The sequence below is a fragment of the Prevotella conceptionensis 9403948 genome (assembly GCF_000312305.1).
GTDB classification, from domain to species: Bacteria; Bacteroidota; Bacteroidia; order Bacteroidales; family Bacteroidaceae; genus Prevotella; species Prevotella conceptionensis.
In genome coordinates this window covers 326,658-341,647 of record NZ_HE999446.1, presented here as the reverse complement: position 1 = coordinate 341,647, position 14,990 = coordinate 326,658, and the positions used below count along the sequence as shown (strand labels likewise).

Below are 14,990 nucleotides of genomic sequence, written 5' to 3'. Positions count from 1 at the left end.
TGGGGAGGAGAGGGTATAGGCATTGCCCTGCGCTCCTTAGTGTTGTCAACATTGTAGATGCTGTTTGCAATTCGTTTCTGATGTAAACACTTAAAAGTCTCTGATGACGACCGTACCCGATGCCTATGAGATAATAGAGAGAACAGCAACATATCGCGTACATACTTTTACAAACAAGCTTAGGCTATCAACTCCCAACGATATACACCACCGCGTTTTAGGGCAGTTGCTCCAATGTGTGTGAAATGAGAGAAGGACGTCCGCACAACGCTCTGGATATACGGGCAATATTGCTCTATGTATGCTCTGAGGCGAGATGGGAAAGAAACAGGGCGATGGCTTGATGCAATGTGCCATCGAGAAAAACAAATTGCTGGAAGATTGTAAGGATAGATGGTAAACCTTAGACGCATTTTATGATGAGTGCTTGTTGGTTTAAGGATGAACTTTTGTAACTTAGCTTTTCTATTCTTCTAGAATAAACAGAGTTAAAAACATAAGGAGGTGCTCCTTAGAAGATATTATGTGTGATTTATATGAACAACATTGGTGAACTACAGTCAAAAACAATCTCTTTTATTCGTTTCCCTTTAATTGTTCTTATCGTTTATATCCATAACCAGGGTATGGGAACTCCATTGGGTGAAGTTTCTATTTCTTGGGCAAACTTTAGCGATATAGACGCATATAACTTGTTAAGGTTGGTAATTACTGAGGTCATAGCAAGGGCTGCAGTACCTTCATTCTTTATACTTTCTGGCTATTTGTTTTTCTTTGGGAAGACTTCTTTTTCAAGAGAAACTTGGTTGACGGCACTGAAAAAGCGGTTTTGGACCTTATTTGTCCCGTTTATCCTTTGGAGTCCATTCCTTTTTGGCGTATTATAAATTAACATTATAATGTCAGACGTATCATCTAACAATAAACGTATAGCAAAGAACACGTTAGCACTATATTTTAGAACGTTTTTCTCATTATTAGTATCTCTTTATACAAGTCGTATTATAATTAATGAATTAGGCATAACAGATTATGGTATATATAATGTGGTTGGCGGTTTCGTTGCTATGTTCATAATATTGTCTTCTTCACTATCGGGAGCTATCAGTCGTTTTTTAACATTTGAATTGGGTAAAGGAAATATTGATAAGCTTAATAAAATATTCTGTACATCTGTAAATATCCAAATAATATTATCAATCTTAATTATTATTGTGTCAGAAACTTTGGGTTTATGGTTTCTGTCTGAAAAGTTGAATATAGATCCAAGTAGAATGTTTGCTGCAAAATGTGTATTCCATACATCTGTTATAGCACTTGTGCTTGATCTTATAACTATTCCTTATAATGCAATCATTGTTGCTCATGAACACATGAAAGCGTTTGCTTATTTGGGAATTACTCATACATTGTTAAAATTAGCAATAGTGCTCTTATTGCCTTTTTCTTTTTTTGACAAGTTGATAACTTATTCCTTTCTTCTTTTAGCGACTTATATTATCATACGAATTTTAAATGGAATATATTGTAAACGGCATTTTGCAGAAACAAAATGGCACTTTTATATAGATAAGTCTTTAATGAAAGAAATGTTTGCTTTTTCTGGCTGGACTTTTATTGGTTCGTCATCAGCAATTCTAAGAGATCAAGGTTCAAATGTCCTGTTGAATTTATATGTAGGGCCAACTGTTAATGCTGCCCGTGGCATAGCTGATCAAGTAAATGGTGCTGTAAATAGCTTTGCTTCTAATTTTATGACAGCTGTAAACCCACAGATTACAAAATCTTATGCAGCTAATGATAAAGCATATATGTTGGACCTTATTTATAAGAGTTCAAAATTTTCGTTATACCTTTTATTGTTTTTATCTTTACCTATTATGGTAGAGACACCATATATTTTAAAAATATGGCTAAAAGTTGTGCCCGAACATACAATTTGGTTTGTGAGGTTAATTCTGCTGTTTGCTTTATGTGATTCTGCATCCCGTCCGTTAATTACAGCTATTCTAGCTACTGGTAATATAAGGAATTACCAGTTGATAATAGGAGTCTTTCAGTTTCTTTGTCTGCCGTTCTCTTATTTTTTCTTAGAAAGAGGGTTTCCCCCAGAAATCACTCTTATAGTTGCTCTTGTTCTAAGCTTATGTTGCCTTGTTGTGCGGTTAATTTTATTACGGAGAATGATAGGATTAAGCGTAAGAATTTATATTAAAAATGTAGTTTGCAGAGTTGCGTTAATAGGTATCGTGGCTGCGGCTTTACCGGTTTATTTGTCTTGTAGTTTATCTAATAGTTTTTCTTCTTTTATAGTGGTAATAGGATTAACATTAGTTATTACGTTGTTGTCTATTTATTTCATAGGTTGTTCTTCCTCTGAGAGGTATACAATAAAAAATGCATCATTAAATTTATACAAAAAGTTATTAGTTCGGTGATATGTTGAGGGTTGATAGTAAGAAACTTCATGAATGTTGTGGGTGTACCGCATGTGTTGTGTCGTGTCCTTTTGGGGCTATTAAAATGATGCCAAATGAAATGGGTTTTAAATATCCATTAATAGATAATGATTTATGTACAAATTGTGGGAAATGTTTCAGAGATTGTCAATTTATACCATCTTATAAAAACTTTAATGATTTCAAAGAACCACTTGTATATGCCGGTCGATTAAAAGACGAACAAAAATTAAGTCAAAGTCAAAGTGGCGGTGCGTTCGCAGCCATTGCTGAAACAATACTTGCTCAAGGTGGCATCGTTTATGGCGCGTCTTATTTAAAAGACTTTAGAGTTAGTCATTGTAAGATAATTAATAGAGATGCACTAAATGTAATAAAAGGATCGAAGTATGTACAAAGCAATTTAGATGGTATATTTTTAGATGTTATAAACGAGTTAAAAAATGACAGGTTGGTTTTATTCTCTGGGCTTCCTTGCCAAATAGTGAATTTAAGGAAACAAACCGAAAGGATTAAAACAGGTAAATTAATCACAGTTGACCTTTTATGTCATGGTGTAGGTGCTCCTAGCATATGGGAAGATTATTTATCCTACCTTGAGTCTAAATATTCCTCTTCTTTACAGAAAGTAAATATGAGAGACAAACTTTTAGGCTGGGAAGGTGCAATAGAAACATATATCTTTAATAATAAGAAAAAAATTATTACAGAGTCTTATCTTTATTTATATTATTCACATTTAATTCACAGGGAGAGCTGCTTCAATTGTCATTATACTAATTTAAAGCGTGTTGGTGATATTTCTTTAGGTGATTTTTGGCATTGGGAGAAGACATCTCATCAAGAATTTAGAGATAATAAAGGGATTTCTTTAATATTTATAAATTCTTCGGTTGGTAAATCAATTTTTGACAAAGCATCAGAACATTTAGAAGTAGTACCAAGTAATACGAAAGAGTGTATGCAGGATGTTTTAAGAAAATGTGTACAGCCAAATGTAAAACGTCAAAACTTTCTAGAAGACTATAAAAAGAAAGGTTTCAAATACGTGGCATATAAGTACGGAGATGTGAGCTATATCTACAAGACAAAAATTTTTATAGCAAAGCTACTTTCAAGAATAAAGAATAAGTTATGAAAATTGGAATTACTACTTTTCATAGTGCACACAACTATGATGGAGCGGTCTTACAAGCTTATGGTCTAAAAGAATTTTTAAAGCTATCAGGTCATTCCGTTAATGTAGTTAATTATAGACCCAGAAATATTGTTAATACTTTTAGGAAATTTAATCTAAGATACTGGTTGTCACGTAATACATATAAATGTATTGTCCGTCAATTTATTGAAGTCATAGTTAAACCAACAAGAATAAAGAGCTGGTATGTTTTTGAGAGATTTATGGAAGAATATTTAGATTTGTCTCCCTACCATAAAGAAGACAGCTTTTCGTATTTAGGCTCCTTGGTGTTAGGTAGTGATCAAATATGGAATCCTAGACTTACTGGTGGCGATTTTGATGGGGTTTATTTTGGTAATAGTGCAGAGTGTAATGTTATATCTTATGCAGCAAGCAGTCGCTTTCAAACATTATCACGAGAACAACAAAACTTTTAAGGAAATGTTGCCACGATTTATAAAAACTGAAGACTTGTCTAAGCCTTTACTCTTAGAAGTGTTTACAGAAGAGGAACAAGAGAATGAGGCATTGTGGATGATAAATAATGTTGTGAAATCCAAAGCTGCTAAGCGGAAAGAAATATTAAGAAAGATGCTTGGAGATAATATCGCGCGCTCTTTTAAGAACTTTGTAGGAGGAGGTGAATCATGAAAATAGGTATACTAACATTTCATCGTGCAATTAATTATGGTGCAGTTTTGCAGTGCTATGCATTGAAAGAAACTCTATCAGCTCTCGGACATGATGTTTATGTGATAGATTATAGACAACCTTATGTAGAAGCAAACGATAGGCATTCTTTTACAGGTAGAGAACGCTTAAAACTTCTTTTGGGTTTTCACCTGCGTTCATTTTTGTATTATAACAAGGAAAAAAATAAGCGTGAAGAGAGAAAGAAACGTTTTGATCATTTTCTGAATGAATACTTTAAGTTAACCAAACCTTGTAACCTCCATAACTTACCTCACGATTTTGACACAATTGTTGTGGGAAGTGATCAAGTTTGGAACAGTAAAATATGTAATGGAATTGATCCTGTATTTTGGGGAATGTTCAAGAGAGAACCCAAAACTAAATTAGTAAGTTATGCAGCAAGTACCACGCTTGCTGATTTAACGAGGCATTGGGACAATGGAGTGTCTGAAAGCATATTGAATTTTGATAAAGTTTCTGTTCGTGAAAAAGACATTTCTGATTATATTAATTCGAAGCAAGTTCTTTCAGTTCCTTCGCTTCAAGTCCTTGATCCTTCTCTTTTAGCCGATTGTTCTATTTGGGATAAGCTGGACGACCCATCAAAGTCTCAAAGTCGAGAAGATTATGTTTTATATTTTAGCGCAAGACCTTGTAAGCATCGTCCTAATGTATTAAAAGAAAAAGCGGAACGTTTTGCAAGGTTATTAGGAGGGATTAAAACTACCACTATCGACTTCGACAAAGATTCACCAGAGGATTTTATTCGGAAATTTAAACATGCCAAAGCAGTATTTACCTCTTCTTTTCATGGTGTAGCGTTCTCTCTTGTTTTTAACAGACGATTATTTGCTGTTATGTATGGAGATGAGCAAGACATGCGGTATGTAAATCTTCTGCGATTAGTTGGAGGGGAACAGTTTTTGGTAGATTGTGATGATGATACTGAAACGTATGAAGATATTGATTACGCTTATATTAATGAAAAACTTTGTGATTTACGTAACAACTCCATTAATTATTTGAAAGAGATATGATGAATATACTTGCTTGCGCCAGCGACAATTATACAATGCAATGTGGGATTTTGTTCTGTTCTGTCTGTGAGAACAATCAAGATGAAAAAATTGATTTCTACGTTTTCACGGATAATAAATTCAGGGAGGAGAGCAAAGACAAGTTAAGGAAGACCATTGGTGGGTATCGCCAAAAAACAATCCATTTTGTTTGCATAAATGATGCGGACATTGATGATGTACTGCAATTTGAGACCCCTCTTTATACGAGGCATGTGTTTTATCGGCTTTTAATGGCCGAATTGCTTCCAGACAGCGTGCATAAAGTATTGTATCTAGATTGCGATATTGTTGTTAGGCATTCTTTGTTGGACTTATGGAACACAGAACTGTCTGATAAGGCTGTTGCTGTTGTTCATGATGGGCAAGAAGGAAAAATGAGCCAATTTAACAGGCTTGGATACAGCTATGATAAGGGATATTTCAATTCTGGCGTCATGCTGGCAAATCTAGAGTATTGGCGAAAGACCAATGCAACTAAAAGACTGTTTAACTATATTGAAAAGAATGCGGATAAAATCTACCTTCCAGACCAAGACCCATTGAATGTGATTTTTCAAAACGAGAAAACATTTATTCACTTTAAGTATAATCTGCAATCAGATTTTCTGCTTAAAACAAATTATCTGTTAGTTGATTATAGCAAGTATAAGACAGATTTGTTAGAATGTGTTGAAAACCCCGTCGTCCTTCATTTTTCAGGAGCAAGACCATGGATAGAAGGTTGTGTACACCCTTACAAAGACGAGTTCTTTTATTACAGATCTAAAACCTTATGGAAGAATGAACCTTTGTGGGAAAACCGAAAACCATTCAAGACGAGATTGCTATCTTCAAATCTGTTGAGAAGACCATTAAGCAAGTTAGGGCTATGTTCTGTTCTTGAAGACATGTTTAATCGCAAATTAAAATTGGTAGGCAATGATATTTAATACCTTTCAGTTTGTGTGGCTATTCCCAATTATATTCTTTCTTGTCGTTATTATTGGAAAAAGAGATAGCCTTGGATTAAAAAACAGAAAGATAGGGAACTATGTGCTCCTTGCAGTGTCTTATTTATTGTACATGCAATGGGAGCCGCTCTATGTTCTTATACTTCTTTGGGTAACATTCATCACATATATCGGGGCTAGATTTCTTGAAAAAACGAAGAGTGGGAAAATGCCGTTTATCCTTTTCTTGATATTGGCTTTGTCTCCGTTGTTTTTCTACAAGTATTATGATTTTGTGATCATGCAGTTAAATAGTCTTTTCGTTTCCTTTAGAGAAAAGACAGAATTGCGCGGATTAAATTGGGCTCTTCCATTAGGAATTAGTTTCTACACCTTACAGTCTGTTGGTTATTTGTTTGACGTATATAAGCAAAGAATCCGTGCGGAGAGGAACTGGTGGGACTACATGCTATTTATTTCTTTCTTTCCTCAGATAGCTTCTGGACCAATAAGTAAAGCGAAAGATTTGCTTCCGCAAATTAAATCAGAGAGACAATTAAATTATGCACAAATTGTCGATGGTTTGAAGTGGCTTTTGTGGGGCATGTTTCTGAAGGTTGTCGTCGCAGACAATCTTGGATTAAGAAATAACTTGGTATTTAACGATTTCCAATCTCACGGCGGTATAGAACTGGTATTGTGTATGATAAGTTATGCGTTCCAGATATATTGTGATTTCGCTGGCTATTCGTTTATGGCAATGGGCGTTGGTAAGATACTTGGATTTGAGCTTATCAATAACTTTAACCGCCCTTATTTTTCTCAGAGTGTTACTGAGTTTTGGCATAGATGGCACATCTCGCTCTCCCTGTGGCTAAAGGATTATGTTTACATTACGTTAGGAGGTAATAGATGTTCTAAGATAAGGAATTATCTTAATATCATGCTTACATTTCTAGTTAGTGGAATTTGGCATGGGGCAAATTGGACATTCATTATATGGGGCGGAATTCATGGAGTGTTTCAAGTATTAGAAAAGGCTTTGGGGTACAACAAGAGAACTTCTGTTGGTATGGTAAAAAGTCTCCGTATACTGATAACTTTTGTTCTAGTGACTTTTGCCTGGGTCTTTTTCCGTATGCCGACATTAAATGATGCAATATTATTTCTGGGTTGTTTAGTTGAGCCAGGGACGGTGAATATAAAGGAATATGTATTTCCCCTTGCTTTAATTTTGATTGTTTTTTGGAAAGACTTTTCAGACGAAAACCAATTAAAGTCGTTACAATTTCTAGATAATAAGTATAAAGTGGTGCGTTGGACAACTTATTACCTCTTATTATTCTCCATTTGTGTTTCTGGCGTGTTTGGGGGATTATTTATTTATTCAGGGTTTTAACTCTTAAATGCGATGAAACGTTTAATACTTAATTTATTCTTTTTCTTCATAGGCTTGTTTATAATTGATGCCATATATGGTGTGGTTATGACGCGACTTTTTGAAAAGGCAAGAGGAGGTGTGACGGGAAAAACAAAATATATCTGTGATAGTACTCATGCGGAACTGATAATCCTTGGCTCATCTCGGGCAAGAATGCATTATGACCCAAAAATCTTAGCAGACTCTCTAGGAATGTCTTGTTACAATTGTGGAGAAAACGGTATGGGGATTATAGCCGACTACGCTAAACTTAAGATACTTAGCCAGCGTTATATGCCAAAGATGGTAATAATCGATGTTTTGCCAATTTTAGATGAAATGACGAGAGACGACAATATCATATTTGTTAACGAGTTAAGGCCTTGGTATGATAAGACGGGGATTGATTCTATATTTTGGAAAATAGATAAAACCGAAAAGATAAAGATGGTAAGTCAAATGTACAAATACCATTCGAAGTTCTTAGAATACTATTATGATGGTAAATCACAATTGCCGAAAGATGGATATGAGCCATCTCCTGCAACAAAGATTATCTCTGGTAAGGACTTATACCAAGAGGAACCGCGGGATAATATAATTGATGAGGTGAAGATGTATTTTGCTAAGAAGTTAATAGAAGAGTTCAAGGATAAAACAAAACTGGTTTTTGTTGCTTCACCTCGATATCGATTTAAAACCTCTCTTACCGTTAACCCATTGCGAGACCTTTGTTTAAAAAATAACGTAACTCTGATTGATTGGTACGCTAACCGTGAATTTGTAGACATTAAAGAACTATATGCCGATGGTAATCATATGAATGTAAGGGGCGCAACCTTATTTAGTAAGGCCTTAGCCCATCATTTAAAAAGAAACTGTTTGGTTAAAATGGATAGAGGATGAAATTTTCAATACTTATACCCGCGTTTAAAGCAAAATTCTTGCACGAATGTATCAGTAGCATTTTGGCACAATCGTGTAAGGACTTTGAGATAGTTGTGTTGAATGATTGTTCTCCTGAAGGTATAGAGGACATCGTTTCTTCTTTTGCCGATGATAGGATTAGATATTACTCTAACGAAAAGAATGTAGGCGCATATGACGTTGTTGACAATTGGAATCGCTTACTTGAATTGTCTCATGGTGAATTTATTTTATGCATGGGTGATGATGATATGTTGGCTCCTAATTGCCTTGAAGAGTATTCTAACATAATTTGTAAGTATCCCAACCTAGATATTTATCATGCTCGCTCCTTTATTATTAACGATAACTCGGAGGTGTTTAGCATTCAAGATGACCGCCCAGAGTATGAAACCGTTTATTCGATGATGTGGCATGACTTGTTTATGCGCAGGGTGAGTTTCATTGGGGATTTTCTTTTCCGCAGAGAAACATTGATAAATAAAGGAGGCTTTTATAAATTGCCTTTGGCTTGGGGCTCTGATAGGCTAAGTACATATATAGCAGCCAAAGAGAAAGGAATCGCACATGTTTCAAAGCCCATTTTCCTTTATAGGCAGAATAGCCTATCGATTACAAAAAGTACGAACGTCAAGACTAAGATGGAGGCAACACTTCTTTATGAGAGTTGGTTAGCTGCCTTTTTAGAAGAGCCCACTGAAAATGAAATGGATGAGAAGTATAGAACCTTCATGATAAATGGAGTACGTTCCAAAGTTGTTCATGATAAGATTTACATGATTGGCGATGATTTGAGGGGAAATCTCTGCAAAAACATTTTCTTTTGGATAAAGAAGAGAAAACATTTTGGACTTCGTTTTAAGGAAATCCTTTTTGCATTTGCACTTTCCATCGCCCTAAAAATACGGAAAACAGTATGAAACTAGTACTTATTACTCAGATAACTCCTGCATCCGAGAACGTGCGGGGAACTTCTGCCTTGCCCTACCACCTGATGGTGCATAGGCCGGCAGACGTGGAGATTATCATATATAGCTTTAACGGCAATCAGCTATCTGACACAAAAATAAAAGAAGTGGAAGAGGAACTGAATGTGACGATTAAGCTGTTGCCACGCCCAAGATGGCAATCGTGGGTGCTTCGTCTGCATCTGCTATTTATACGTGTTTTGCTTAAATACCCTTTGTTTAATTATATGCGGCTCTCGCCAAAGGTTGTAGAAGAGATAAAGGGCTTGCAACCTGATGGTATTTGGATTTACGGACAGGACATTTCGCGAGTGACGAAACAATTTGCGGGGTTTAAGTGCGTACATACTCTTCCCGATTGCGAGTCGCTGTATTATTATCGCATGTTGGGCAGGCGCTTTGTGTTTAAAAACTGGATGATGTTTAGGCGCAATGTAATGATGTATCCCAAGTATTTGCGTATGGAAGGAGCATACGAGAATTCGGCAATGGTGAAATACCACCTGGTGGGCGAGGCTGATGCGGAATCTTTGCGTAACGTTAATCCTGGCATCCAGGCCCATTTCTTACGACATCCCCATTATAATGTGGCCGAACCTCAAAAGCAAATCGCTTTCTCGAAACCTAAGATACGACTTCTTGTTGCTGGTCAGAACAACCTTTACATGCAAGAAGCTGCCGATGAAGCTTTTGATATGATGTTTCACAAGGCGGACAAGCTGAAAAACCATTACGAGATAACGTTTTTAGGGCGTGGTTGGGAAAGTACAGTGGCACGGTTGAAAGATGCAGGTTACGATGTGGCTCAAATAACGTTCGCGCCGGATTACATAGAAGAGGTTCGTAAGCATGATGTGCAATTCACGCCAATAGCCATTGGCACTGGCACTAAGGGTAAGGTGCTTGATGCTCTGGCTAATGGGTTGTTGGTGGTTGGAACGTCGTTTGCCTTGGAAAATATTGCGGTAGAGAATGGTGTCTCTTGTGTGGAATATCATTCTAACGAAGAACTGTTGGCTGCTTTAACGGATATTCCCCATCATGTGGAGAAGTATGAAGTGATGGCAGAAAAAGGACGTGAGGCAATTTTTGTTGAGCATGGCAGAAAGCGCATATCTGCGCAATTGATGGATTTGTTTAAATAGTAACAAGGTGTACGTATATATTTTTATTTTGGTTTTAGCTTTAGCTTGTGCTTTCTTACTGAAGCAAGGAAGTACGAAGTCTACTGCATACCTTGCTTGTTGGTTGGCCGCGCTTGCTTTATTTGTAGGCTTTTCTGACATGTTAGGTGGTTACGACCGGTATATATATGCTGAACTCTTTGATGAGGTTGCAGATGTGCAACGAACTGGTGGAGACGTCAAAACCGCATATATCTTCGAGTTGTATCCTTCGGAGTTTGGCTTTAGTTGGCTTAATGTTGCTATTTCGTATATTACGGCAAATAGATACATTTTTATCTTGCTCTTAACGATTGTCATCTATGCCTTACTGTTTATTTCTTTTAAACGATATGTAGACAATTACCCGTTTGCATTGGTATTGTTTATGGGGCTAATCTTCTTTTTCACATTTACGTATCTGAGACAGCTGATCGGCGTTGGGGTAGGATGGCTTTCCATTGAGTATGTTTATAAGAAGAAGTTCTGGAAGTTTTTAGTCGTCGTCCTTTTAGCAACGCTGATACATAATTCAGCCATCATACTTTTCCCTGTTTATTTCTTCCCTGTAAAACAGTATCCTAAAAGAACCGTAATTTTGCTTATGTTATTCTGCTTTATTATTGGCATCACAGGTATTCCGTCGTCAATATTTGAAATTTATGGATCTGTGTCGGAAATGGAAGGCCGAGGACAAAGTTATGCGGAAAATGAAGTTGGGTTTAAGGTTGAGTATATTCTTGAGGCGTTTTTCTTCTTATATTTCATATTCCGCAATTATGAGAAGATACCCAAAACACCAGCAAGGATTGTTTTGTTAAACATGGCCTTGTTGTTTTGTGCAATTTTGCTTATATTCTCACGCTCACTCAACGGGGGAAGATTGGGGTGGTATTATCTTATTGGGCTTATTTCTACCCTATCCTTCCTTGTTCCAAATGTAAAACGCATTACTGGCCAGTATCTGGTCCTTGCTGCATTCTCCTGTTTCCTCTATTTAAGAATTCTTCTTTTTGCGTGGGGACCGTTAGGAACGCTTTACCCATATAAGTCGTTTTTCACAAATGGTGTAAGGAAAGGGGATTGGGTTCATGAAAAATGGGAATATGATAATGGATATGACACCAATAAGTTCTATAGATAAAGAACAGATAATTGATACAAAAATGCAACTGAAAGAACGAGATTCTAATATGGAACTGTTGCGCTGTATTGCCATGTTCTTGGTTCTACTTGTGCATGCAGGTTTTCTTTCATTAGGTTTACCCACACAGGCAGAATCCTTGCAAGCACCTGTTTCCGTATTTATGAGACTATTAACGCAATCAGTTTCTGTAGTCTGTGTGAATGTGTTTGTGCTTTTATCGGGATGGTATGGTATCCGGTTTAGTATAAGGCGACTTGGAAATTTCCTTTTCCAAGTGTTTTTCTTTTCCTTCCTGATTTATGTGTGTCTTGTAATTATTCATCCTACTGACTATTTAAATGTCCGTTCTCTATCTCGACTCTTTATCCTGAATGGTGAAGAATATTGGTTCGTAAAATCATATTTACTTCTTTTTCTCTTTGCACCGTTTCTCAATACACTAGTTGAACGAGAAGAAAATAAACAAACAGTTAAATCTGTCTTAATTGTTTTTTTCTTGTTTCAAACTATTTATGGCTGGCTTAGCATAAAGGGAGTTACAGAATTGGGGGGGGGGTATTCTGCCTTATCGTTTATGGGCTTGTATTTGTTGGTACGTTATCTAAGGTGCTATGGTTATGATACATCTAAGTATAGTGGAAAAATATATATATCCATTTTTTGGGGCATAACTTTCATTAATGCCTCACTCGCTTTTTTCTTAGCACGAATAAACCTTATGGTATTTGGTAGAATCTTTACTTACACAAATCCATTTGTGATATGCCAGTCTTTATTATTAGTGTTTGCTTTTTCACAGCTCAAGGTTAAGAGTAAGTTTATTAATTGGTTGGCCATATCTTGTTTCGCCGTGTATTTAACACACGCGAACGAATTTATTTTAAGGCCGTATTATGGGCGCTGGATAAAGTTTCTGTTCGATGGACAAAGCACCATAATGTTCATTTTCGCTGTTGTATCTACAATATTAGTAATCTTCTTCCTTTCTATATTGTTTGATAAAGTTAGAATATATATTTGGACGAAGATAGCAGGGAAATAAATTTTCATAGAGAATGCTTATAACTGTTTTCACTCCCACCTATAATCGGGAGCAACTTCTGTCACGACTCTTTACCTCATTGCGAAAACAATCTTTCAAAGACTTCGAATGGCTAATAGTCGACGACGGCTCAACAGATAACACGCACGATGTGGTGGAGAAATTTGTTGAGGAGGGCGTTGTCCCAATCAAGTATGTATTCAAACGCAATGGTGGGAAACATCGGGCCATCAACGAAGGCGTTAAACATGCCAAGGGAGAACTGTTTTTTATTGTCGATAGTGACGACATGTTGCCACCAGATGCCTTAAAGCGAGTAGCCGAGGTATATGAACAGATAAAAGACGACAGAGATTTTGGCGGAGTGGCCGGCGTTGATGCTTATCCCGATGGCCGTATTGTTGGTTCTGGATTGCCTGCACCTGTTATAGACTGTAATTCGATAGACATAAGGAGTAAGTACCATGTGGCGGGCGACCTGTCTGAGGTATTCCGAACAGACGTGATGCGTGAGTTTCCTTTCCCCGAAATAGAGGGTGAGAAGTTTTGTCCAGAAGTTCTAGTCTGGAACAGGATTGCCCGCAAGTATAAGTTGCGGTATTTTAATGAAGCGATTTATGTTGCAGAATATCAACCAGAAGGACTTACCGCGCGAATTGTAGAGATACGGATGAAAAGCCCCATCGCCAGTACAACTTGTTATGCGGAAATGTTATCGCTTAAACTTCCTTTTAAAGAGAAGGTAAAGGCTGCAACAAACTATTGGCGATTTAGGTTCTGTTGTAAAGGGAAGAAAAACGTTGCCAAAATAGGATGGCTATGGAAGTGTGTGTGTCCCTTAGGTTGGCTGATGCACATGAAGGACATTCGCTCAGTAAAAGATAAGTAGAGAGATTTAAATATGCGCATTCTTCAAGTTATTACTTCCCTACAAACGGGTGGTGCAGAAAAGATTGTTGTTGACTTGTCCTTAAAGCTTAAAGCGAGGGGACACGTGGTAGATGTGGTGGCTTTTGTTGGCGGATCTTCTATCTTTAAACAGGCATTGGTTGACGGGGGCTGTGGCGTGATAGAGTTTTCAGATAGTGAAGGGGTGTATAACCTGAAGCATATTAAGAGGCTTAAACGCCTGATGCCACAATACGACATTGTGCACACGCATAACACCTCGCCACAGCTGTTTGCTGCTATGGCAAAAGGGAAGTTTAACACGAAGCTGGTGACAACCGAGCACTCCACCAACAATCGTCGCCGCACGCTAAAAGGCTATGGGTGGATAGATCGTTGGATGTATCGCCGCTATGATAAGATTGTTTGCATATCCGACATAGCAAAAGAAAAGCTGTTAGAGCATATTGGTGACAAGTATGCCTCCGAAGTGCTTACCATTAACAATGGGGTAGACGTGCAGCGGTTCTATGTTGCAGAAGAGGCAGACGGGCTTCGTACTCCCGATGTGTTCGCTACGGTTATGGTGGCTGGGTTTCGCGAGGCAAAAGACCAAGACACGCTCATACGTGCCATTGCGCTGCTTCCCACTCAATACCAATTATGGCTGGTAGGCGATGGAGTTAGACGAGCAGAACTCGAAAGTGTTATCGTATCCGCAAGTGTTGAGGACCGAGTTCGTTTACTAGGAATCCGTTCAGACGTACCACAGGTGTTGAAATCAGCCGATGTTGTGGTAATGTCGTCGCATTGGGAAGGCCTTTCCCTCTCAAATATCGAAGGCATGTCGTCGGGACGTCCGTTTGTTGCGAGTGATGTAGACGGATTGCGTGAGGTGACAAAGGGTTATGGCGTGTTGTTCCCACATGGAGATGCCGAGGCTTTGGCGGCCATCATTCGTCAGTTGCATGACGACAAGGCGTATTATGACCAGATAGCCGACAAGTGCTACCAACGTGCCATGATGTTCGACATTAATAAGATGGTGGATGGCTACGAGTCGGTATATAAGGAATTGGTTCCATAGGCATGTTA

The 14,990-nt window shown here is 37.6% G+C and carries 15 protein-coding genes; all 15 read left to right on the top strand.

The genetic code is table 11. The annotated features are described in order from the left end of the window. The first annotated feature begins 536 nt into the window (after positions 1–536). From BN93_RS07565 to BN93_RS07500, 15 genes are read left to right on the top strand one after another with little or no spacing between them, the layout of a single operon-like run. A complete protein-coding gene (locus tag BN93_RS07565; RefSeq protein WP_019187741.1) occupies positions 537–887 on the top strand; it encodes an acyltransferase family protein in 351 nt (116 codons plus the stop codon). Positions 888–899: 12 nt separating this feature from the next. Then, positions 900–2,438, top strand: coding sequence for an oligosaccharide flippase family protein (locus tag BN93_RS07560; protein WP_019187740.1), 1,539 nt, complete (start codon positions 900–902; stop codon positions 2,436–2,438). Between the two features lies 1 nt (position 2,439). Beyond that, a complete protein-coding gene (locus tag BN93_RS07555) occupies positions 2,440–3,597 on the top strand; it encodes a Coenzyme F420 hydrogenase/dehydrogenase, beta subunit C-terminal domain (protein WP_019187739.1) in 1,158 nt (385 codons plus the stop codon). Next, the gene (locus tag BN93_RS17515) at positions 3,594–4,076 is read left to right on the top strand and encodes a hypothetical protein (RefSeq protein WP_157462759.1); all 483 of its coding nucleotides are present in this window, start codon (positions 3,594–3,596) and stop codon (positions 4,074–4,076) included. Before BN93_RS07555 ends, BN93_RS17515 begins: the two co-directional genes overlap by 4 nt. A 4-nt stretch (positions 4,077–4,080) precedes the next feature. After that, positions 4,081–4,290, top strand: coding sequence for a hypothetical protein (locus BN93_RS17510; protein ID WP_198007501.1), 210 nt, complete (start codon positions 4,081–4,083; stop codon positions 4,288–4,290). After that, positions 4,287–5,369, top strand: a complete 1,083-nt coding sequence (locus BN93_RS07545; protein WP_019187737.1) for a polysaccharide pyruvyl transferase family protein — start codon at positions 4,287–4,289, stop codon at positions 5,367–5,369. The genes BN93_RS17510 and BN93_RS07545 overlap by 4 nt, the downstream gene beginning before the upstream one ends. Continuing rightward, the gene (locus tag BN93_RS07540; RefSeq protein ID WP_019187736.1) at positions 5,366–6,340 is read left to right on the top strand and encodes a glycosyltransferase family 8 protein; all 975 of its coding nucleotides are present in this window, start codon (positions 5,366–5,368) and stop codon (positions 6,338–6,340) included. The genes BN93_RS07545 and BN93_RS07540 overlap by 4 nt, the downstream gene beginning before the upstream one ends. Continuing rightward, positions 6,330–7,739 (top strand): MBOAT family O-acyltransferase, encoded by a 1,410-nt coding sequence (locus BN93_RS07535; protein WP_019187735.1) that lies wholly within the window; start codon positions 6,330–6,332, stop codon positions 7,737–7,739. Before BN93_RS07540 ends, BN93_RS07535 begins: the two co-directional genes overlap by 11 nt. A 12-nt stretch (positions 7,740–7,751) precedes the next feature. After that, positions 7,752–8,666, top strand: a complete 915-nt coding sequence (locus tag BN93_RS07530; protein WP_019187734.1) for an SGNH/GDSL hydrolase family protein — start codon at positions 7,752–7,754, stop codon at positions 8,664–8,666. Next, a complete protein-coding gene (locus BN93_RS07525; protein ID WP_019187733.1) occupies positions 8,663–9,607 on the top strand; it encodes a glycosyltransferase family 2 protein in 945 nt (314 codons plus the stop codon). Before BN93_RS07530 ends, BN93_RS07525 begins: the two co-directional genes overlap by 4 nt. After that, a complete protein-coding gene (locus BN93_RS07520) occupies positions 9,604–10,800 on the top strand; it encodes a glycosyltransferase (RefSeq protein WP_019187732.1) in 1,197 nt (398 codons plus the stop codon). The genes BN93_RS07525 and BN93_RS07520 overlap by 4 nt, the downstream gene beginning before the upstream one ends. A gap of 7 nt (positions 10,801–10,807) precedes the next feature. Beyond that, complete coding sequence (locus tag BN93_RS07515) at positions 10,808–11,962, top strand: EpsG family protein (protein ID WP_044260083.1); 1,155 nt, start codon at positions 10,808–10,810, stop codon at positions 11,960–11,962. Next, positions 11,910–13,007 (top strand): acyltransferase family protein, encoded by a 1,098-nt coding sequence (locus tag BN93_RS07510; protein ID WP_019187730.1) that lies wholly within the window; start codon positions 11,910–11,912, stop codon positions 13,005–13,007. The genes BN93_RS07515 and BN93_RS07510 overlap by 53 nt, the downstream gene beginning before the upstream one ends. A gap of 13 nt (positions 13,008–13,020) precedes the next feature. Then, positions 13,021–13,896: a glycosyltransferase family 2 protein gene (locus BN93_RS07505; protein WP_019187729.1), complete on the top strand. Its 876-nt coding sequence runs from the start codon at positions 13,021–13,023 to the stop codon at positions 13,894–13,896. A 12-nt stretch (positions 13,897–13,908) separates the two neighbouring features. Then, complete coding sequence (locus BN93_RS07500) at positions 13,909–14,982, top strand: glycosyltransferase (protein WP_019187728.1); 1,074 nt, start codon at positions 13,909–13,911, stop codon at positions 14,980–14,982. Positions 14,983–14,990 lie beyond the last annotated feature (8 nt).